General features: G+C 40.6%; 19 protein-coding genes. 9 read left to right on the forward strand and 10 right to left on the reverse strand.

Annotation, left to right across the window (positions count from 1 at the left end; genetic code table 11):
• Positions 1 to 8: 8 nt before the first annotated feature.
• The 6 genes from speB (at position 9) to trxB (ending at position 5,940) form a co-directional block, all read left to right on the forward strand.
• Positions 9 to 881, forward strand: coding sequence for an agmatinase (gene speB, locus AC13CC_RS14970; RefSeq protein ID WP_482877455.1), 873 nt, complete (start codon positions 9 to 11; stop codon positions 879 to 881).
• A 54-nt stretch (positions 882 to 935) separates the two neighbouring features.
• Positions 936 to 1,910, forward strand: coding sequence for a deoxyhypusine synthase family protein (locus tag AC13CC_RS14975; RefSeq protein ID WP_326278753.1), 975 nt, complete (start codon positions 936 to 938; stop codon positions 1,908 to 1,910).
• A gap of 2 nt (positions 1,911 to 1,912) precedes the next feature.
• Complete coding sequence (locus AC13CC_RS14980) at positions 1,913 to 2,221, forward strand: hypothetical protein (protein WP_163625719.1); 309 nt, start codon at positions 1,913 to 1,915, stop codon at positions 2,219 to 2,221.
• 31 nt (positions 2,222 to 2,252) lie between these two features.
• Positions 2,253 to 3,038: an RMD1 family protein gene (locus tag AC13CC_RS14985; RefSeq protein WP_326278754.1), complete on the forward strand. Its 786-nt coding sequence runs from the start codon at positions 2,253 to 2,255 to the stop codon at positions 3,036 to 3,038.
• A gap of 13 nt (positions 3,039 to 3,051) precedes the next feature.
• Positions 3,052 to 4,422: a 30S ribosomal protein S6--L-glutamate ligase gene (gene rimK, locus AC13CC_RS14990; RefSeq protein ID WP_163625717.1), complete on the forward strand. Its 1,371-nt coding sequence runs from the start codon at positions 3,052 to 3,054 to the stop codon at positions 4,420 to 4,422.
• A gap of 549 nt (positions 4,423 to 4,971) precedes the next feature.
• Positions 4,972 to 5,940 (forward strand): thioredoxin-disulfide reductase, encoded by a 969-nt coding sequence (gene trxB, locus AC13CC_RS14995; protein ID WP_482877457.1) that lies wholly within the window; start codon positions 4,972 to 4,974, stop codon positions 5,938 to 5,940.
• A 62-nt stretch (positions 5,941 to 6,002) separates the two neighbouring features.
• Here trxB and AC13CC_RS15000 read toward each other — a convergent pair whose 3' ends face one another.
• Positions 6,003 to 6,446 (reverse strand): hypothetical protein, encoded by a 444-nt coding sequence (locus AC13CC_RS15000; protein WP_326278756.1) that lies wholly within the window; start codon positions 6,444 to 6,446, stop codon positions 6,003 to 6,005.
• 294 nt (positions 6,447 to 6,740) lie between these two features.
• On the opposite strand from AC13CC_RS15000, the gene AC13CC_RS15005 reads away from it, so the two are divergent.
• Positions 6,741 to 9,812, forward strand: coding sequence for a SusC/RagA family TonB-linked outer membrane protein (locus tag AC13CC_RS15005; protein WP_482877459.1), 3,072 nt, complete (start codon positions 6,741 to 6,743; stop codon positions 9,810 to 9,812).
• Positions 9,813 to 9,820: 8 nt separating this feature from the next.
• Positions 9,821 to 11,236, forward strand: coding sequence for a SusD/RagB family nutrient-binding outer membrane lipoprotein (locus AC13CC_RS15010; RefSeq protein WP_326278758.1), 1,416 nt, complete (start codon positions 9,821 to 9,823; stop codon positions 11,234 to 11,236).
• 83 nt (positions 11,237 to 11,319) lie between these two features.
• Here the strand turns inward: AC13CC_RS15010 and AC13CC_RS15015 are convergent, their stop codons facing one another.
• From AC13CC_RS15015 to AC13CC_RS15055, 9 genes are all read right to left on the reverse strand, one after another.
• A complete protein-coding gene (locus AC13CC_RS15015) occupies positions 11,320 to 12,522 on the reverse strand; it encodes a C40 family peptidase (protein WP_482877462.1) in 1,203 nt (400 codons plus the stop codon).
• 60 nt (positions 12,523 to 12,582) lie between these two features.
• A complete protein-coding gene (locus tag AC13CC_RS15020; RefSeq protein ID WP_326278760.1) occupies positions 12,583 to 13,629 on the reverse strand; it encodes a pyridoxal phosphate-dependent aminotransferase family protein in 1,047 nt (348 codons plus the stop codon).
• Positions 13,629 to 14,639 (reverse strand): dipeptide epimerase, encoded by a 1,011-nt coding sequence (locus AC13CC_RS15025; protein ID WP_482877464.1) that lies wholly within the window; start codon positions 14,637 to 14,639, stop codon positions 13,629 to 13,631. Before AC13CC_RS15025 ends, AC13CC_RS15020 begins: the two co-directional genes overlap by 1 nt.
• 270 nt (positions 14,640 to 14,909) lie before the next feature.
• Complete coding sequence (locus AC13CC_RS15030) at positions 14,910 to 15,632, reverse strand: head GIN domain-containing protein (protein WP_326278762.1); 723 nt, start codon at positions 15,630 to 15,632, stop codon at positions 14,910 to 14,912.
• A 215-nt stretch (positions 15,633 to 15,847) separates the two neighbouring features.
• Entirely contained in the window at positions 15,848 to 16,450 is a 603-nt protein-coding gene (locus tag AC13CC_RS15035) for a GIN domain-containing protein (RefSeq protein ID WP_482877466.1), read from the reverse strand.
• Between the two features lie 38 nt (positions 16,451 to 16,488).
• The gene (locus AC13CC_RS15040; protein WP_482877468.1) at positions 16,489 to 18,207 is read right to left on the reverse strand and encodes a PspC domain-containing protein; all 1,719 of its coding nucleotides are present in this window, start codon (positions 18,205 to 18,207) and stop codon (positions 16,489 to 16,491) included.
• A gap of 9 nt (positions 18,208 to 18,216) precedes the next feature.
• Positions 18,217 to 18,546: a PadR family transcriptional regulator gene (locus AC13CC_RS15045; protein WP_014031488.1), complete on the reverse strand. Its 330-nt coding sequence runs from the start codon at positions 18,544 to 18,546 to the stop codon at positions 18,217 to 18,219.
• Between the two features lie 224 nt (positions 18,547 to 18,770).
• Positions 18,771 to 19,571 carry a nuclear transport factor 2 family protein gene (locus tag AC13CC_RS15050; RefSeq protein WP_326278765.1) on the reverse strand — a complete coding sequence of 267 codons (801 nt, stop codon included), beginning with the start codon at positions 19,569 to 19,571 and terminating at the stop codon, positions 18,771 to 18,773.
• Positions 19,571 to 20,053 (reverse strand): DUF4870 domain-containing protein, encoded by a 483-nt coding sequence (locus AC13CC_RS15055; protein WP_326278766.1) that lies wholly within the window; start codon positions 20,051 to 20,053, stop codon positions 19,571 to 19,573. The genes AC13CC_RS15050 and AC13CC_RS15055 overlap by 1 nt, the downstream gene beginning before the upstream one ends.
• A gap of 168 nt (positions 20,054 to 20,221) precedes the next feature.
• On the opposite strand from AC13CC_RS15055, the gene AC13CC_RS15060 reads away from it, so the two are divergent.
• Positions 20,222 to 20,677, forward strand: a complete 456-nt coding sequence (locus AC13CC_RS15060) for a DUF4442 domain-containing protein (protein ID WP_326278767.1) — start codon at positions 20,222 to 20,224, stop codon at positions 20,675 to 20,677.
• The last annotated feature ends 73 nt before the right edge of the window (positions 20,678 to 20,750 follow it).

A 20,750-nucleotide genomic window follows, 5' to 3' on the forward strand; every position in this document is an offset into this window, starting at 1 on the left:
AAAAAAAAATGAAAACAGAAAGAACATACGCCGATATTCCAAAGGAATACGGCACGGCCGAAAAAGCTAAAGTAGTATTACTGCCAGTACCTTATGATGGTACCAGTACTTGGGGAAAAGGAGCGGACAAAGGTCCAGAAGCCTTTTTGGAAGCCTCGGAAAATATGGAGGTTTACGATATTGAAACGGATAGCGAAGTTTATAAACAAGGGGTTTACTTGGCAGATGCCATAGAAGATTTTGCATCGCCCGAAACTATGGTAGCAGCGGTACACAAAACCGTTAAAGAGTACATCAACCGAAACAAATTGGTGACCATGATAGGAGGTGAACATTCCATTTCCATTGGAGCCATTAGAGCTTTTAACGAATGTTATGAGGGACTCACCGTACTTCAGATCGATGCCCACGCCGATTTGCGCAAAGAGTACGAAGGCACAAAGTACAATCATGCCTGTGCCTTGTATGAGGCCAACGAGACCACAAATTTGGTACAAGTAGGTATTCGCAGTATGGATCATGCCGAGACCATGGTGATGGACAGGGACAAGGTGTTCTTTGCCCACGAAATGGTTTCCGATGATTTTTGGATGGATTCCGCCCTCGATTTAATGACGGACAATGTGTACATCACTTTTGATTTGGATGCCTTTGACCCATCCATATTGCCATCAACAGGAACACCGGAGCCAGGCGGACTGTTGTGGTACGAAACTCTTGACTTTTTACGAAGGGTTTTTAAAGAAAAGAATGTTGTTGGTTTCGATATCGTGGAATTGTGTCCAAATGATGTTGATAAATCCTCCGACTTTTTGGCAGCGAAGCTCTACTATAAAATGTTGAGCTATAAATTTTTAGAAAACAAAGATTTTACGGAGTAAAGATTTGAAGCAAATACACTGCCTTCAAAAATTCCAAAAAACATAGTAATTATAATGAGTAACAAAGGAGAAATATCACAATTTATACAAAAATACTTTTTGCACTTTAACTCTGCCGCCTTGGTGGATGCGGCCAAAGGCTATGAAGAGCAATTGAACAAGGGGTCCAAAATGTTGGTTTCCTTGGCTGGGGCGATGAGTACGGCCGAACTGGGCAAAATATTTGCGGAAATGATCCGTACCGATAAAGTTCATATTATATCTTGCACAGGAGCCAATCTCGAAGAGGATTTAATGAACCTAGTAGCACACTCCCACTACAAAAGAGTGCCCAACTACAGGGATTTGACCCCACAAGAAGAGTGGGACCTTTTGGAAAAAGGTCTAAACCGAGTAACTGACACCTGCATTCCCGAAGAAGAAGCCTTTAGAAGGCTGCAAAAACACATTTACGACATTTGGAAAGAGGCCGAAGCCAATGGCGAACGTTATTTTCCGCATGAGTTTATGTACAAACTCCTGCTTTCGGGTGTTTTGGAGCAGTACTACGAAATAGACATAAAGGACTCTTGGATGTATGCGGCAGCTGAAAAGAACTTGCCCATTGTGGTCCCCGGTTGGGAAGACAGCACCATGGGCAACATTTTTGCCAGCTACGTGATCAAAGGAGAACTAAAGGCCAGTACTGTAAAATCCGGTATAGAGTACATGACGTTTTTGGCCGATTGGTATCAGAAAAACTCGGAAAACGGTATTGGGTTCTTCCAAATTGGTGGAGGTATCGCAGGAGATTTTCCTATTTGCGTGGTGCCGATGCTCTATCAAGACCTGGAACAGACAGAAACGCCATTTTGGAGCTATTTCTGCCAGATCAGTGATTCCACCACAAGTTACGGGTCATACTCCGGAGCCGTTCCCAACGAGAAAATCACTTGGGGCAAATTGGATATTGATACACCCAAATTTATTGTAGAATCAGATGCGACCATTGTGGCACCCCTGATTTTTGCTTATTTACTAAACATGTAGCCATGAGAAAAGGACAAATACCAGTTTTAAAACGAGTGATCGTAGACTACAAAAAGTTGGATAAAAACATGCTCAACCTTCTTGTGGAAAAATTTCCCGATGGATACGATGATGATGACATTGTTACCTACCGGAACGCCAATAATGAGGTAGTGGAGTGTGTTGAGGTTCGTACCGAAGACACCGCCTATTTGGTAAAAGTTAGCAAACGTTTGGTGATGGCCATGGAGGATTTTGATGATTCGGACAACGATGATAGCGAAGACTCAGATTTGGATACTGATGAGCTTGAGGCTTCGGAAGAAGAATGAATTCTTGATTTACATATAATCTTTTATCAAAATGGAATCAAAGGCAATGGCCCTGCACTTGGCAGCTAGTATCAATATTCCAGCTTGCAGGAAGGCTTTGGACAAGGAACTTGTTTATGGTGATAGGGATGAACTTTTTTATTCCGATGCATCATGTTACCTTTATGTCTTCAGATACGGTGTTATTTCCTTTTTTGGATACAGTGAAGCGGACATAAGCCAACTTTTGAGCGAAATCAAGCCCTTTTGCAAGGAATGGCGGGAATCTTACATCACCGAAACCATGGATATGGAATTGGTATCGGATCGGGAAGAAGCAATCATAGACCACGATAGGGTAATATTGCCGGAGTCCAATGTAGAAGGTATTCGTTTGGCATTGTTGCATTTGTCGCAATCTGTGGCTCTGGATTATTTTGAGGGGCTATCGGAAGAGGCCATGAAAGAAACCCGACAACACACCACATATTTGGAGCAAAAAGGAAAGTTGGACATAGGAGGGAAAAAGTTGAAAAAGCATATCGCCAAAGTATTGAACATTAACAATCAAATTTCCGAAAACCTCTATATTTTTGATTCCCACGAAGTAGTTTGGGAAGATTTGGAGCTCGACCGATTGGACAAAGGTTTAAAACAAATCTTTGACCTAAAGGAAAGGTACCGAAATATAAAGGAACAAGGCAATGTGATCAAGGAAAACCTCAGTCTGTTCATGAATATTATGGACCATAGGGAAAGTAGCAGGCTTGAGTGGATTATTATTATCTTGATTTTGGTAGAGGTTGTGGACCTGTTCATTATGCGATTAATCAGTTAAATACATATTTGTTTTGAACGATTTTAAAATTTTGGGCAGCGAAGAATGGTGCCAGTTTGATGATTTGAGAATTCCGGCCATAAAGGCCAGAGTAGATTCAGGGGCAAAAACATCATCCATCCAAGCCAGTAAGATTAAAATTTTTAACAAAGGCCTGGAAGAATGGGTACGTTTTGAGGTAAACCCGGTTCAAGACAATAGAAGTATATCCATCTTATGTCAAGCTAAATTGGTCGATGTGCGTAGCGTTAAAAGCTCGCAAGGTATTGCAGAGGAGCGTCCCGTAATCAAGACCAATGTAAATATTGCGGGCAATGTCTTTGAAATTGAACTAACCTTGGCCAATAGGGATACCATGGAGTATCGAATGCTGCTTGGTCGTGAGGCGATCAATGGACGGTATTTGGTGGATCCATCCCAAAGTTTTGTGCAAGGAGATATTTCCGATGAGGACCTTGAGCAAAAGTACCAACCCTTCACTACGGAGAAAAAAGGACTCCGATTGGGGTTGTTGGCAAGCAACCCCAATCTTTATAGCAACAAAAGAATTATTGAGGCAGGCGAGATGCGGGGCCATAAAGTGGTTTTTTTGAATGTGGAGCACGTTTACATGAAATTGGATGCCGCAACTCCGGAGATTAGGTACCGTGGCGGAAACATTTTGGATAAGTTCGACGCCGTGATTCCAAGAATTAAACCCGCCGTTACTTTTTACGGTTGCGCTCTTTTAAGGCAGTTTGATACGTTGGGGGTGTATTGTCTAAACTCTGCTGACTCCATTGGTAGGTCCAGGGACAAGCTTTTTGCGTCGCAATTGTTCTCCAAAAACGATATTCATATACCCACTACGGGCTTTGCCAAATCCCCGATGGATACCAAAGATCTTATTCGTATGGTAAGTGGTGCCCCACTCATAATTAAATTGTTGGAGAGTACCCAAGGAAAAGGGGTGGTCTTGGCCGAAACCAATAAAGCGGCGGAGAGTGTGATCAACGCTTTTAAAAGTGTACAGACCAACATTTTGGTACAAGAGTTCATCAAAGAAGCCAATGGACACGATATTCGTTGTTTTGTGGTGAACGGAAAAGTGGTGGCCTCCATGCAACGTACCGCAGAAAAAGGAGAGTTTAGGGCCAATATCCACCAAGGTGGGGCAGCATCAAAAGTTAAGATAACCCCAGAGGAGCGAAAATTGGCCATTAAATCTGCAAAGGTCTTTAACTTGGATGTTGCAGGGGTAGACCTTATCCGGTCTAACAAAGGCCCCTTGCTTTTGGAGGTGAATTCTTCACCGGGACTTCAAGGAATTGAAAATACTACCGGAAAGGATATTGCCAATGTGATGATAGAGACGATCGAGAAAAAATTGAAATATAAGCAATAAGGCTACTGATTTTACTCAATTATTTGAATTTTAAATAATTACCACATTTTAGATATATTTTCCTATACAAGGCTTCAAAAACACGAATATAAATTGAAAATGGGTATCCGTAAACGGAAAAGCCCCATTGGTTAATTGTACCCCTTCCAAATCAAAGGACAATAGTATGTTTGTTCCAGTTATCGCAAAGCTTTACAGCTTGAGTTAAAACCTTAAAATAGGATGGGGTGATTATAGGGTACTTTGTGTTCTTTACTTATTATCTTATTTATAACAAGATTTACGTTACTCCAAGAGGGTTTTTGAGGTTGAGCCCCTTGGTTGTAACAGTTTTCTATGAGCAAATTATGTTCCCATAAATTTAACCTACTTTTTCGGAAAGGAGTCGTTTTTTACGGCTCCTTTTTATTTTAGAAATATTCAAAGAGCTTTAATGGAAAAAATCATTCACAATTGTTCACATCTTTTAAGAAAACATAAAAACGGCATGGTGTAAGGTTTTGGACAAAAAACCTACTTTTGTAAAGTAACATTTCAGGAAGAAGATTTATGTCAGAACAAGTGGAAAGAATCAAAACATTGATCATTGGGTCGGGACCAGCAGGTTATACCGCGGCCATTTATGCCTCCAGGGCAGATTTAAAACCAGTAATGTACACCGGAATGGAGCCCGGGGGACAATTGACCACTACTACAGAAGTGGATAATTTCCCAGGCTATCCAGAAGGCATTGATGGACCAACCATGATGATACAGTTGCAACAACAGGCAGAAAGGTTCGGTACCGAGGTGAGAATTGGTATGGTAACCGCCGTGGAACTTAGTGATGAGGTTGGCGGAATACATAAAATTACCGTGGACGATTCCACCCAATTGGAAGCTGAAACCGTGATAATATCAACAGGTGCTTCTGCCAAATACTTGAATATACCAAGCGAGCAGCGATTAAGGGGCGGTGGAGTATCGGCCTGTGCGGTTTGCGACGGTTTTTTCTATAAAGGTCAGGATGTGGCCATTGTGGGAGCTGGAGATACTGCAGCTGAGGAAGCGTCCTATTTGGCCAATATATGCACAAAAGTGACCATGTTGGTTCGTAAAGACTACATGAGGGCTTCCAAAGCCATGCAGCATCGTGTAAATAGTTTGGACAATATTGAAATCCGATACAATACCGAAGTAGATGAAGTTTTGGGCGAACAGGTTGTGGAAGGTATTCGTGTGGTGAACAACCAAACCGGTGAGAAAGAGGAAATACCAGTTACCGGATTGTTTATCGCGATTGGGCATAAACCTAATACAGATATATTTAAAGGACAGTTGGACATGGATGAAACAGGCTACATAATTACTCAGCCAAAATCCACCAAAACAAACAAACCCGGTGTTTTTGCCAGTGGCGATGCACAGGATAAAATATACCGACAGGCGGTTACTGCGGCAGGAACTGGGTGTATGGCCGCTTTGGATGCGGAGCGTTACTTGGCCTTGGTAGAGAGCAAAGAAGTGTTGGCATCATAAATAGTAGTTTGTAAAAATGTAAAAGGCACTGAAACTTCAGTGCCTTTTTTGTTGATTGCAACTCAATCAATCCGCTTGTAATTTTCTGAAAAAGTTCTGTTGCCATCCGAGTCAACTGTAATTTGGCTGAATGTATTTTCTTTTAAGATGAGCTCAAATGTGAAGTTTCGCATGGTGTCCAGAGCTTTCATCATGTCGTCGTCACCATATTCTATAATCTCGATCAACGAGTTGTCCGTTACTTTGTAAGAACCATAACCAAACCTACCGTTGGGGTCGTCCGGTACATAGCGGGTCCACATAATTTTTTCTTTGGAATACATCTTAACCTGTCTGTAACCGTCAGATTTTATTATGGTATCTATAACATTTTCTCCGTCATAGTTGTAAAAACTTTGTAGTTCCCAAGTACCTTCAATCGATGGACTGCTAGGTTTTTGTCCATTAAAGCTTCCTATAACTAAAAAAACAAGAATAATAGTGAAAAGTAAAACTAATTTTTTCATAATGCCCTACTTTTAAAAGTGTTAGAGTATTTAAAAGATAGCAATAATTTTTGTAAAAATTAAGAATATAGACTTAAAATGCTAACATTTTGTCAAACTAAAGGGCTTTAGATCAGAGTTTTTTTAACCCTAAAAAGTATAGTTAAAAATGTCTTTTTTAAAATATTCACAAATGATTTAAGAATTATTGACTAAATCGGATAAATAATCACAAATAAAACATTTTTTAATGCAAATGTTTGATATGTAAAAAAAATTAAACAAATTTCGTGTCTATTAACACAAACTTTAGTAATGAAAAACATTTATTTGACAATTATTGCAGTGTTTTCTTGTGTTGCTGCATTTGGTCAGACCCTTACGGGTACAGTGTCCGACACTTCGGGTGTGCCTTTGCCCGGGGTGACCATTGTGGTAAGTGGCACGAACATCGGAACAACTACAGACTTTGATGGTAACTATTCCATTACCGCCTCTAGCGGGCAGATCTTGAGATTTTCTTATTTGGGAATGAAACCAAAAGAAGTTACCGTAGGTACGCAAAAGACTATCGATGTGTCTTTGGAAGAAGATGCAGAACAATTGGGGGAAGTTATTGTTACAGCTTTTGGTATATCCCAAGAAAAGAAGTCGTTAGGTTATTCGGCGCAGAGTGTTGATGCAGAGGCTATTGCCGACACAAAACAAACCAATCTCGTCAACTCTCTACAAGGACAAGTTGCAGGTGTGCAAATAACTAATTCGGGAGGTGCCCCGGGACAAAGTGCTAGAATCATCATTAGGGGAATCAATTCATTGGACCCTAGCGCAAACAATCAACCACTTTTTGTAGTGGATGGTGTGCCCATTGACAATTCGACTGTTGAATCCCCCAACACACCAAGGGGGCTTTCTAACAGGGCAGCGGATATTAATCCAGCAGATGTGGAATCCATGTCAGTGTTAAAAGGTGCCGCTGCAACTGCTCTTTATGGGGTGCGAGCTGCAAATGGTGCGGTAATTATTACTACCAAGAAAGGTAAAAAAGGTAAGGTAAGCATCAACCTTAATACTTCCGTCGGATTTGATGAACTCAATCGTTTGCCCAAGCTCCAAAAAGAATACGGACAGGGATTCAGTGGAGAGTACGATCCTTCAAGCTTTTGGCCTAGTTGGGGAGCGCCAATAGATCAGGTTGCCCAAACAGAACCAGGGCATAAGTACCAAGATAATTGGAATAGGGCATTTGATACAGGTGTGCGAACAGATCATAGCTTAAGTATTTCCGGAGGGGGTGAAAAAGCAACATTTTACGCATCCATGGGCCGGTTGGATCAAAAAGGGATTATTCCTTTCAGTAACTGGGACCGAACCACTGCAAAAATATCAGGAACAGTTACAATGAGCGAAAAATTCAATTTTGGTGGTTCCATAAATTATTCCAACTCTGGAGGAAATAGGGTTCCACATGATCGTTTTATGGAAAGAATGATGTATTGGGCAGAAACCCAAGATGTAAGGGATTATATAAATGAAGATGGAACCATGAAGACTTATGGGAATACCAATCCAATTTATGATGCTCGCTTCAGTACCTATGAGGACGATGTAAACCGGATTATCGGTAACCTTAACTTCAATTACAGCCCATGGGAGTGGTTGACCCTTTCGTATAGGATAGGTACTGATTTTTATAGTGATTCCAGAACGGAGATTACTCCAGGACCTAAAGGTATTGACGGTGAAGTGCCATTGAGTTCTGAAGGCTATTTGGAGGAGACACGGATAAACAGTAGGGATATTACTTCCAATTTTTACATTACCCTTAAAAATAAGTTTGGTGAAGATTTTACCACTACTTTGCGATTGGGGAACGATATATTTGAAAGAAAATATGATCGAATAACTTCAAGGGGAGAGGTTTTTATTATACCTGAGTTTTACAACCTCAATAATACAAGTAGGATATTTTCGGAGCAAGGAAAGAGTATAAGAAGATTGGTTGGTTTTTATGGTGATTTAATGTTGAACTATAAAGACTATCTGTTTTTGAATGTAACAGGACGTAATGATATTTCTTCAACATTGCCAAAGAACAATAATTCATTCTTTTACCCCTCCATTAATCTGGGTTATGTGTTTACAGAACATCTGGATGTCCCCACATGGTTCACTTTCGGAAAATTAAGGGCATCTTGGGCACAAGTGGGTAAAGATACAAACCCTCATGTATTGGGGGCAACATTTGTTTCACCAGACCATTTTCCACTCGGCGGTCAAGTTGGATTTAGCCGTAATAGTGAATTTGGTGACCCAATGTTAAAACCTGAATTGACAACTTCAATGGAGTTTGGGGCACAGCTATCCTTTTTTGATAGTCGATTGGATTTGGATTTCACTTACTATAAATCTAATGCAGAAGACCAAATTATACCAGTTCCTATTTCCGATGCTACAGGATTTTCTTCATACATAACCAATGCAGGGGAAATACAAAATAGTGGATTTGAATTTGTACTTGGAGCGGATATTGTTCGTAATGAGGATTTTACTTGGAAAGCGACCGCCAACCTGTCGGTGAACAACAATGAGGTAAAATCAATAAGGGAAGGTATTGATGAGATAGTAGTGGGCAACCAGTTTGGTTATGCCGGAAGTACTGTGACCATGAAATTGATAGAAGGAGAGGCCTATGGCAATTTATATGGTTCAAGCTATGAAAGATACGGAGCAAACGAAGAATCTATTTTTCTCCAACGTAATTTGCCGACGGTCATAGGGGATGATGGCTTTCCTGTCCGTAATGGAGATCAGCTCATACTCGGTAACGCCGTTCCAAAATGGATAGGAGGCCTAAGAAACCAATTTACTTATAAGGACTTTGAGTTGAGCTTTTTGGTCGATTTTAGGGCAGATGTTGATCAATATAACCAATTTGACAACTTTTTGTCAGCGTTTGGTAAAAATGAATATACTCTAGCCAGAAATGATTTTCGTGTTTTTGACGGTGTATTGGCCGATGGCACCCCAAACACCCAAGAAGTATGGCTTGGGCAAGGTTTGGGGCCAGATGGTAGGGATTATGGAGCAGGTTATTGGAGAAATGCATATAGAGGGGTAAGTGAGAATTTTGTGCAGGATGCGAGCTTTATCAAGCTAAGGAACATTTCGTTGGCTTATAACTTAAATGATAAGGTGCTTTCAAAACTGCCATTTACATCGATGAGGATTTCATTGGCGGCGAACAATATTATTTTATATTCCCCATGGGATGGGTTTGATCCTGAATCATTCTCCGCTGGAGCAGGCGGCAATGCCATAGGGTTCACAGGTCTTGGTTTTCCGGGAACCCAGAGCTATTTTCTAACGTTAAACTTTGGACTATAAAAACAGGAATGATGAAAATAACGAAAAAAATAGTGAGGAATTTAGGTTTGTTTTTGGTCTTGATGATGGCCTCATGCGATTCCTATTTAGATGTAAACGAAAACCCTAATAACCCTGAAGATGCCCCTATCTCGGGATTAATGATTAATAGTACCTATGAATCTGCAAAAAATATTTTTAGGGTAGGGGATATTACATCAAATTATGTACAGTATTTAGCTTCACCAAATCCAGCAAGCGCTTCTGATACCATGGAGCCTGTAAGTAACAACAATACTTGGTTCAATATATATAATGTGATGACCGATTTGACAGTATTGATTGAAAAAGCGGAAGAACAAGAGGCCAATCATTATAAAGGAGCTGCGCAAGTCCTAATGGCATTGAACCTAGGAATGGGTGTGGATATTTTTGGCGACATGCCATTTTCAGAAAGCTTTACTTTTGAAACTGTTACCCCTTCATACGATGATGATGAGCAACTTTATGCTATGATTATGGACTTTTTGGATGAGGGAATTAATAATCTCCAAGGAGAAACAACCGTTTCAATGGGAGAGGATGACTTTATATATCAGGGAGATACAACAAAGTGGATAGCCTTTGCCAATATGTTGAAGGCACGGTACATGATACATGCCAAAGAAACCTCCGATTACAGTGCTTCAGAAGTGTTGGCTGCCATCGATAATGGATTCCAATCCATTGATGATGATGCAAAGGTTGCTTTCTTTGAACAGGACATCAACCCATGGGCAGATGTTGCGAGGGATAATGCTGATCTTTTATTGGGAGGTTGGATATCCGAACAATTTATCCAAGCTTTGGATGGTACGTCCTATCCTGCGGTCGATCCTAGATTAGGACTAATGGTAGGTACAACAGATGATGATACCTTTGTTGGTACTGTAAATGGAGCCGGTAGGGGAAATGCTCCGGAGCAAGGAGCTAGGTCAACTTTAGTAGAAGATCAATATTATACAACTATAACTTCTCCAATACTTATAGCTACGTATAGCGAACAAAAGTTTATAGAGGCAGAAGCCGCGTTTGAAATTGACAAGAACAGATCTTACCAGGCTTATTTAGCAGGGATAAGGGCGCACATGGAAATGCTTGAGGTGCCACAAGAGGAAATCGACACATACCTTGCCGACCCTAGTGTGAGTATGGGAGAAGGAGCGTTTGCCCTCGAAGACATTTTTAAAGAAAAGTGGGTCGCTCTTTTTTTGCACCCAGAAACATGGAATGATGCTAGAAGGTTCGATTACCAGTATAAAGATATGGACGTGCCTGTTAATTTAAATCCAGATTTGAACGGTCAGTTTATAAGAAGATTGCCATATCCGGATAATGAAGTGAGCAGGAACGGACAAAATGTACCTGATGTAACTCTTCTTGACCGCATTTTTTGGGACGAATAAATTAACAGCAAATAATTAAACTATAATAAGGCCATCCAATCGGATGGCCTTTGTATTTGTATTGACTTTCTGCTCTTCGAACTTCAAAAAACATCCTGTTCCGTCAAGTATAAAAGTCCTTCGTCTTTTTGATTCAGAACACGCTTGGTGCGCAGATAGCGGTTGTAATTGTACGCATCAAAATTCTCAGCATTTTTGTCCATACTGCTGATATGGACATTGCCCGCAGAGTGGATAAATTCATTATTCCCAATCCACATTCCTACATGGACAACTCTTTCAGGAGTTGTATTTGTGGCATTTCTTCCAAAAAATAGCAAATCCCCTGGAACGAGCTTGTCAAACTCCTTTGAGTCATCTACCAAAATCCCTTCATGTATCTGTTGGGACGCATCACGAGGTATTATGATTCCGTTCATAAAATAAACGGTTTTGGTAAAACCACTGCAGTCTACACCCTTAATAGAGGTTCCTCCCCACAAATAGGGAACCCCTAACAAAGTTTTGGAGGTCTTAACCAAAGATTCCTTGGAAAGTTCTAAAGATGACTTCCAATCTTGGTAGGGTAAGGCTGCCGACTTTTTTATACAGGCCTCTTTGCCATCTGGATATTTTACCCTGTAAAAAGTACCTTCGTCCGCAACCAAGCTCAGGATATTCCCCGCTACTAAATCAGAAACTACTTGTGATGATTCATTCGCGCTAATGTATGAGTTACCATATATTTTGGTAAAGATCAATTTTTTTGAAGCTTGCCATGCATCAACCTCAGCTTTGTTCATTAACTCGATACCGCCGCTATCCACCCATCCCAAGTAGTTGTCCGGGGTTTGTATTTGATACCAGTTTCTTTCTTTTTGATACACATTGATGGGCATTCCCATAGTCCCTTGCGTAACCATTTCGGCCGAATGCGAAGGGTTAGACCTTAAATTGGCCACCGAAAGTTTGATGACACCATAAATTTTACCTTCCAAGTCAGAGCCAGGGAGTACTTCAATACTATCCGTATAAGTAATTTGTAGAGATTCCAATTCTTGATGCAGGGCATCCAGAGCGTCGGGCAGATTGGTTTTGCCCGTTAATGTATATCCTTTGGCATTCTCCTTTGATTGAATGTCAAAAAGAGCCACTCGCTTATCCGGGGCATAGGTTTCCCGAACGGAAGAAATCATTTGATCTATCTTATTTGGCTCTGTGCTTTGCTCTTTTTTACAGGCTGAAAAAATAAGGACAACCAACAAAAACAGGTAAACCCTATTATTTTGGAAAGATGGAAACTTCATAAAATAATAATGTTACTTTATTTAATGCTTGCAAAATAACCAATTTATGAGATATAATGATCAACCCAAGAGGGTGTTCAAACAATTGGTCAATTGTAGCACATCTTCTTTTTTATGATAAGCGCTCAAGACCAAACGGCTCACAATAGGCCCCTTGTCATCAGGATAATTGAAATTGGTAAAAACAAAACCACTTTTGTTTAAAGATGATACCACCTCTGTATTTTGGAATTCAAAAGTGGGATGTCCTTCCATATGGGTGAAAAAGGACGGTCTTTTTAGCATGGATTTAAAATAACGGTAGTTGTCCCTGAGTTTTTCCAAACGCTCCGAATATATTTCTCTGGCGTCCAACAGCGTTGCCATAAAAGCGGGAGATGCAGGGCTTGCCCCTCCATAAAAAGGAGTGGATTCCAACATTTGTATGTCCTTTTTATCACCAAAAACAGCCCCTGCCTGTATGCCCAATGCCTTGCCCAACGAACAACAAACCATAAGTTTGGCAGGTTTTAGTGCTTTGAGCATATTGAAACAACCATTCCCGTTTTCGCCAACAATGCCAAAACCATGGGAATCGTCTCCGATTAAAATCACCTTATCCAAAGAGAGGCTCCTTAAACTTTTGAAGTTTGGAAATTGTTCACCCGAAAAATCAATAGTGTCAAAAAGTACAACGGGCATCAGTTGGTTTTTGGCAATTTCTTTTGATACTAGCTGCTCCAATTCCACCCAACCTTTGGTTTCAATTACCCCTTTGGTGCAAAGTGCGGCATGGGCTTGTGGTGCGGCAATTACGGTATGTCCTTTCTCAATTAGGGTCTGAACCACCAATTGGGCCGCCAAGTAGCCAGAAGACATGGTCAGGCAACTTTCACTACCTGCCCAGTTGGCTAAATAGTTTTCGGTTTTGTTGTATATGTCCAGAAGCACATTGGATTTTCTTGAGGCGCCATAATGCATACCATACTTTGATACATTTTGAACAAACAAATCCTTAAAAGGGGGATGGTTTTGCAGTCCTAAATAAGCAGTTCCTCCAAAATATAAATGGGGTTTGCCATCAACTAAAATTTGTCTGTCCGGTATGCGATGTATAGAGTGGCCCATTACAGCAATTCTATGCCGCTACCGGGCAATTTTGGGAAAATTACTTTACCGTTTTCCAAAATCTCCACGCCTTTTGCAATATCACCTTTTAGGAGCATGGCACCATCCATGTCCACATAATCAAGCTGGGGCAAAAGTTGGGCAATGGCAGAAATTCCAACGGTGGACTCCGTCATACAGCCGACCATGAGTTGCAGCCCCAATTCCTTACCTTTTTTGATCATTCGCCTGGCAGGTGTCAGCCCTCCACATTTTGTCAATTTAATATTGATACCATGAAAATAAGGGCCACATTGCTCTACATCACTTTCCACAATGCAGCTTTCATCGGCAATAACGGGAAGTGCGGATTGTTCTTTAACAATGGCCATTCCCTCCCAATTATCGGCCTTCAACGGCTGTTCTAAAAATTCTACCCCCAGTTCTTTTAATAAAGGGGCATTTTTAATAGTTTCTTCTGGACCCCATGCACAATTGGCATCAATTCGAAAAATACTGTCCGTATGTTTTCTGAGTTCGCGTACAATGGCAACATCGTCGGAGGTTCCCAACTTAATTTTGTAAACGGGCCAAGGTTTTTCTTGGAGTTTGGCCACCATTTTCTCGATTGTATCAATACCAATAGTGTAATTGGTGATGGGGTACTTGTCCGTATTGGTGCCCCAAATTTCGTAAAGAGGTTTTCCTTTTAGTTTTCCATAAAGGTCGTTTGCTGCCAAATCCAAGGCGCAAAGGGTAAATTTATGGAGGTTGAGGGACTCTAAATGTTCGTAAAAGTTTTCAGGGGTGTCAAAGGTGTACCCTTCAATTTGATTTCTGACAGCTTCTATTTCGGCCATCATCCCCTCAATGGTTATTTTATAATAGGGGTTGGAGGTGGCTTCGCCATAACCTGTTTTACCATCAAGCGACAAACAAACAATCAGGGTGTCCTGTTCATCCCTGGATTCTCTGGAAATGGTGAAAGTGTGGGCTAGTTGAAGTGTATATTTTTTTAGCGTTATCTGCATGGGATGTTTTAAATTGAGTCACGCTAAGATAGGATTTCGGATAAACTTATTGGAGCATGTTTAAAAAGAATTCAATTGGCTAAAAATTGCCCTTTTGCATCCATTTTTTTACCTTTTATCCTTCCGTAGCCCTGCTATGCAACTCAAAAAAGTCTTCAACTGGGCACAAAATGCCTAATTTTCGCTACAATCAATCCTTTTTAAATATGCTCTAAAAACAAAAGCCCACTGAAAAATCAGCAGGCCTTTGCATATGTAAAGGGAATTGGATTAATATTTACGAACGCTTCCCGAAACGGATTTTTTGGTCTGCACACTTGCCTCGCCTGTATATTTAATATCCGCTCCGCTGCTTGCGTCTGCCACCAAGGATTCCGAAACATTTACGGAAATATCGGCACCACTGCTGGCATCTGCGTTGCATCTTTTTACCATCAAATCCTGTGCTTTAATATCCGAACCACTACTGGCATCTGCAAACAGTGCATCTGCCTGTCCAGAAACCTTGATGTCGGCACCGCTACTGGCATCTGCAGATACTTCGCCCGCCACAACCTCTACATGTAGGTCGGCACCACTACTGGAGTCAAGTTCAATGTTTTCTGCCTTTATCACATTTTGGGCGATAAGGTCGGCACCACTGGAACTTTCCAATGCCGTAATTTCTGGTAGGGTCACATAAACGTTCTTGGTGGCTCTTCCAATGTTTTCAATGGCATGGATTTTAAGTCTTCCATCCTTAATATCGGTTCCGATAAGGTCAATAATGTTCTCATCTGCCTCTACCGAAATGTTGAAATCGGAGCCTTGCGTTACGAATACATCAATTCCTTCGGAGGCGGATACGATGTCAAAATCCTCTTTTACATCACGGCTTTCTTCTACGATTTCGCCGTTGCCTGTTTTTCCATTGCCGAAGTTCATATCCATCATGCATGAGGATGCAAATAGAGATAGGAGCGCGGCGATTGCTAATCTTGCTAGTGTTGTCATGATTGTTGTTTTTTATGCTCAGCTTGGTTGAGTATCTCTCAGCTAGACTGGGCATCTATTATTGATTGATTTATGATTTAGTTGTGATCGATACTGAAATTTATCAGCCTAAATGTCCTGTTTTATGTGTGTTATTGGAATTTAAAAATGCTCAATTGTAGAAAATCGTTCCCCAATTGTAATTTTTGGTTTATGCCTTTTCCCTTTTCCTTTATTTATCTGCGCTTTATTACACCACCATTTGATATATCCGACTTGATTATAGGTTGACCTGTATAAAAAATAGTTCCTCCATCCTTTACTGTGCCGTTAAGAAGTGTACCAACTTGTGCGGTTACTTTTCCACCTCCGTAGACGATGGCGAACAGGGAATCAACAGGTGTTGATGCCATTTCAAGATTTCCTCCACTTTTTACAGTGCATTTGAGAATTTCTATTGGGGCAAAACCATCCTTTATTTTGAGCGACCCGCCCCCACTTAACTGAATATCATCAAAATTTGGAGTCCCAATATGGATTTCAACATGGCATTTGTCTGAATGGTTGTCCTTGCTCGAAATGTGTAAGGCTTTCGATGAAACGGCGACATCGATCTTTTCCACACAACTTTTTTTACCTTTCAACTGCAATTTGGTTGCCGAAGTAGGGTGCAGATAGATGTTTCCTCCAGTGGTAACAATCAAACTGTTAAAAGGTGGGATAGATCTCTCTTCTTTTACAACATCTTTGTTCCCGGAAGAAGAATTGTCTTGTGCTTTGCAGGATGGTACAGCAATGAGACTTAACAGAATTATGGGTAATGAAATAAACTTTATCATGTTGATTTTTTTTATAGGATTACAGGGTACTGACCTGTCTAGTTTTTTGCTTTGACTTTTACCCCATCCTCGTTGATCTTCATCTCAAAGGAATCTTGATTGTCTTTAATGTCGATGTCAATACCATCTTCGTTGATTATGATTTTACCATTTTCATTGGAATCGTCATCCAAATCGGTGCAATCCAAACATTGTAGCTCACCATCTTCATCCATCAACCAGTGTTGTCCGGCAATACCACTTCTGTAGTAGCCTTGGTCATTATCAATACCGCGACCAATGTACCTGCTTGTGGAATCGTCAAAATAAACGGTTATGGATGCAGGAATGTAAATAGTTATGGTTACCTCTTGGTTTCTGGCCTTATTGGATGTTGGCGTGATTAAATACTCGTCCAACAAAATTTCATTGCCATCAATTTCGTATCCGTATTCAATGTTTCTGGCGCGGTCACGAGCTGCTAACGTTGAACTTCCATCAGCATCTTTTCTGATATTGATTTTGATGGAATCGGTATCCGACTTTCTGATTTTGATATCAACTTCGTCGGACATCAGCACACGGTTGTCATTTTCATCATAACCAAAGGTCATCCTTCCAAAATGAATATCATCCCTGTCATATTCCATGTAAGCATCTTTCATTGTAATAATCAAGGTGTCGGAAGGAATTTCCAAAGCCGGTTCGGTCCTATCGTTTACACTTCCAGTATAAGAGAACTCAGCAGCTTGGCGTATTCCAAATACAATCAACAGTCCTACGGAAATCAACCAAAGCCCCAAAAGGGAGAATTTGGCGATATTCCCGATGGATTTTAGATTGTTTACCAAAATCTTCAATCCCAAATAGAGCAGGAAGAAGAACGGAATACCAACGGCAAAGAACAGTAAGATGGATACTACCCATACAGGCGCCCCGGAAGTGTTTACTATTTCATAGAAATCTATTCCAGGTACATGTACTGCATCGAACATGCCCACGGTGAACAGTCCAAAGAACAGCCCCACCAATGTGGATGCACCGATGATGATCAATAGGATACCTATGAACTTGCCGAATACCTTAAAGAGGAACAGAATAATGTCCCCGATGGTATCAAAAAAGGTCTTGGAGCTGCTTTTGACCTTGTTGCCCACTTTATCGTAGTCAACACTTTTTACTTTTTCCGCAACATCATCAAACCCCTCTTTAACTTTGCGTTCTATATTGCTGATGTTGACGGGCTCCCCCCGCATATCCAATTTTTGGGAGGTTGTGGCGGCTTCGGGCACCAAAATCCAAAGTAGGATATAGGCGATAAGTCCAAAACCACTGGTGAAAACGGCCAATAGAATAAATATGAGTCTAACCCATAGCGCGTCTATGCCCAAGTAATGCTCCAGACCGGCACATACACCACCAATATATTTATGGTCTATGTCCCTGTACAGTTTTTTGCCTTTCCCGGTAGATTCAGTATAGGCCTTTTTGGGTTCGTCCTCAAAAATGTCCTCGTCCACCATGTAATCTTCGGGTTGCCCCATTACATCGATTACCTGGTCAACTTCCTTATGGGTGATCACTTGCCGTTCGTTCTCCATTTTCTCAAGGAAGAGTTCGGCGATCCTAGCTTCTATATCGGCAATGATTTCATCGCTTCCCTTGGTACCTGAAAAGGAACGTTTTATGGATTCCAAGTACCGTCTCAGCTTGTTATACGCATCGTCGTCTATATGGAAGAGCGTATTTGCTAAATTTATATTTACTGTCTTGTTCATTTTTTGATTTTATTTTGTGTTGGTTACCAGATTCACTGCGTTTCTAAGTTCGTCCCAGGTGCCATTGAGTTCGTTTAGGAACAGCTGGCCTGTTTCTGTAAGGGCATAATATTTACGGGGAGGCCCCGATGTGGACTCTTCCCAACGGTAGTTGAGCAATCCCGCGTTCTTTAGCCTTGTGAGCAAAGGGTATATGGTACCTTCCACTACTAACATCTTTGCGTCCTTTAAGGCCCCCAGAATTTCTGAGGCATATTTGTCGTCATCCTTTAGGATGGACAGGATGCAATACTCCAGAACCCCCTTGCGCATCTGTGCTTTTGTGTTTTCTATGTTCATAATTTCATGGTTCTATTAAATTAACTGTTCGTTTTTGTACTGCCAAACTTTCTTTGGCAACGTTCCCACTCCATTCCCCCGAATTGGGCAGGGGAGTGGAAAACGGTTCTTTGATTGATGATTGATGATTTTTTTCGTTTTTTGATTGATGGTTAAACTCCGATTTTTTTGATTGATGAATGATAAAATATTGAGGAGGTGATTAAGCTCCTATTGATTGATGATTATAATTTTTCTTTTTTAGCTTCGTCCACAACGGCATTGTTTTCAATAATCTGCATTTTGGTTATTTCACCTTCACCGGTTTGTATAAATTTAAAGCGAACATCTCTTTCCTTCATAAAAAAAGTGTTTTCGGATTGTGGATAAAGTGTGGCTTGCATTTTTTCTGATGATAATAATAGATTGCCAGCATCTTTTCTGATTTGAACAGACCCTACCTGTGGAGATGTGTAACTACCTTCATATTTGTCCAATATTTGTTGAGATACCGAAACCTCCTTTATAGGTTCTGAGTTTTTCATTAAATGATGATTGTAGCTCAACTCCCTTTTAATTTTCCATTCGCCGTCCTTTAGCACCCAAACATGTGTGAACTTGGCAATATCTCCTTTCTGATATTCATTTCGATTATTTAGAAACTCAAACCTGTGCACTCCATGTTGAATGGCTCCGTACAGTTCCTCGCCTTTATATAAAGGATATACTTCCAAACTTCCGTCCATCAAAATTCGTTTGGAATATTGGGGTGCTTCGGGGTCTTTTTTTTCACAATTTTCTCGTGTAGGCTGCAAAAAGGCTTCCCTTCCATCGGTGAAACCTCCTTTATCATGATAGAATTCGAAATCCTCCGTGAACAAAGATTCCATGGTATCTACATCACATCGGTTAAAAGCGGCATCGAACAACAGACTGTCCTTGGATTTTAATACTTTGTATAATTCTGAGTCCTTTGCTACTTGTCCATGTACCGAAACGGCAAGGATTAAGGTGAAAATTCCAAATATGTATCTAAAATTGCTCATTATTTGATGAATTTAATGGTGAATGGATATTTAAAATATTCCCCCTCATTGGTTCTGATGGTGGCCAAAATCGTAAAAACAATGTTCACAATGCCCAAGGCAACCTGCAAAAATCCAGATATTCCTACGGGCCAAATAAGTCGTCCCAACCTAAAATCGTCACTATCTAAATGAAAGTTCAGATTGTTTAGGTCGCTCAAGTCGTGGAACCCAAAAAAGTTCCAATCGAACAGGTCTGGCCAAAATCCGATAAAGAATGGAATAGTGATCAAACCTGCCACAATGGAATAGAGCAACATGCTAATTTGAAAATTAAGTGCTTGTTTACCATTGTAATCCACAAACTCATGTTGTTTTTTATTGGCGGTCCATAAAATCAGGGGAAGTATAAAATTCCCAAAGGGGATAAAGTACTTCGAGAACATGGACGCATGGATGATTGCGGATAAATTTCGTTCGTGTTTGGTGATTGTAGTTGCCATTTTCTGATTGATGTTTTTGATTGTAAAGGGGTAAACCTATTAGCTTACCATGCAAATATATATCCAAAAGATGGTACTATGCAAAGCAAAGTACTATAATTTAACATAAAATTAACAATAATACATATCATCTTTTTACCTATTTTTAGGAGATTATAAATACAGGATATGGCACTTACACCCAGTAAAATCAATACGTTTACATTTATGAAACTTCCTTCCGCATGGTGGTGTGGGGTAAGGCTTAAGTATATTGATGACAAAAAGGCAATCACCTCGGTAAAGCATAAATGGGTGAATCAAAATCCGTTTAAATCCATGTTTTGGGCCGTGCAGGGGATGGCTGCTGAGCTAAGTACGGGTGCATTGGTGATGAACGAGATCCAAAAGAGCGGAAAGAAAATCTCTATGCTCGTGGCTAACAACAAAGCCACCTTTACCAAAAAAGCTACGGGCAGAATCAACTTTGCTTGCGAGGATGGCGAACAGATTGCCGATGCAATAAAAAAGACCGTGGAAACTGGTGAGGGACAAACGTGTTGGATGAAATCCGTAGGGGTCAATCAAGATGGGGTGGAAGTATCCACTTTTCATTTTGAGTGGACGGTCAAGGTGAAGGAATAGTTATGGCTAAAGGTTAATGGTAAAAGATAAATTTTGAATTGGAAAATAATTGCGAAGCATATCTACTTCTTTA

The organism is Flagellimonas sp. L-11, from assembly GCF_056857735.1.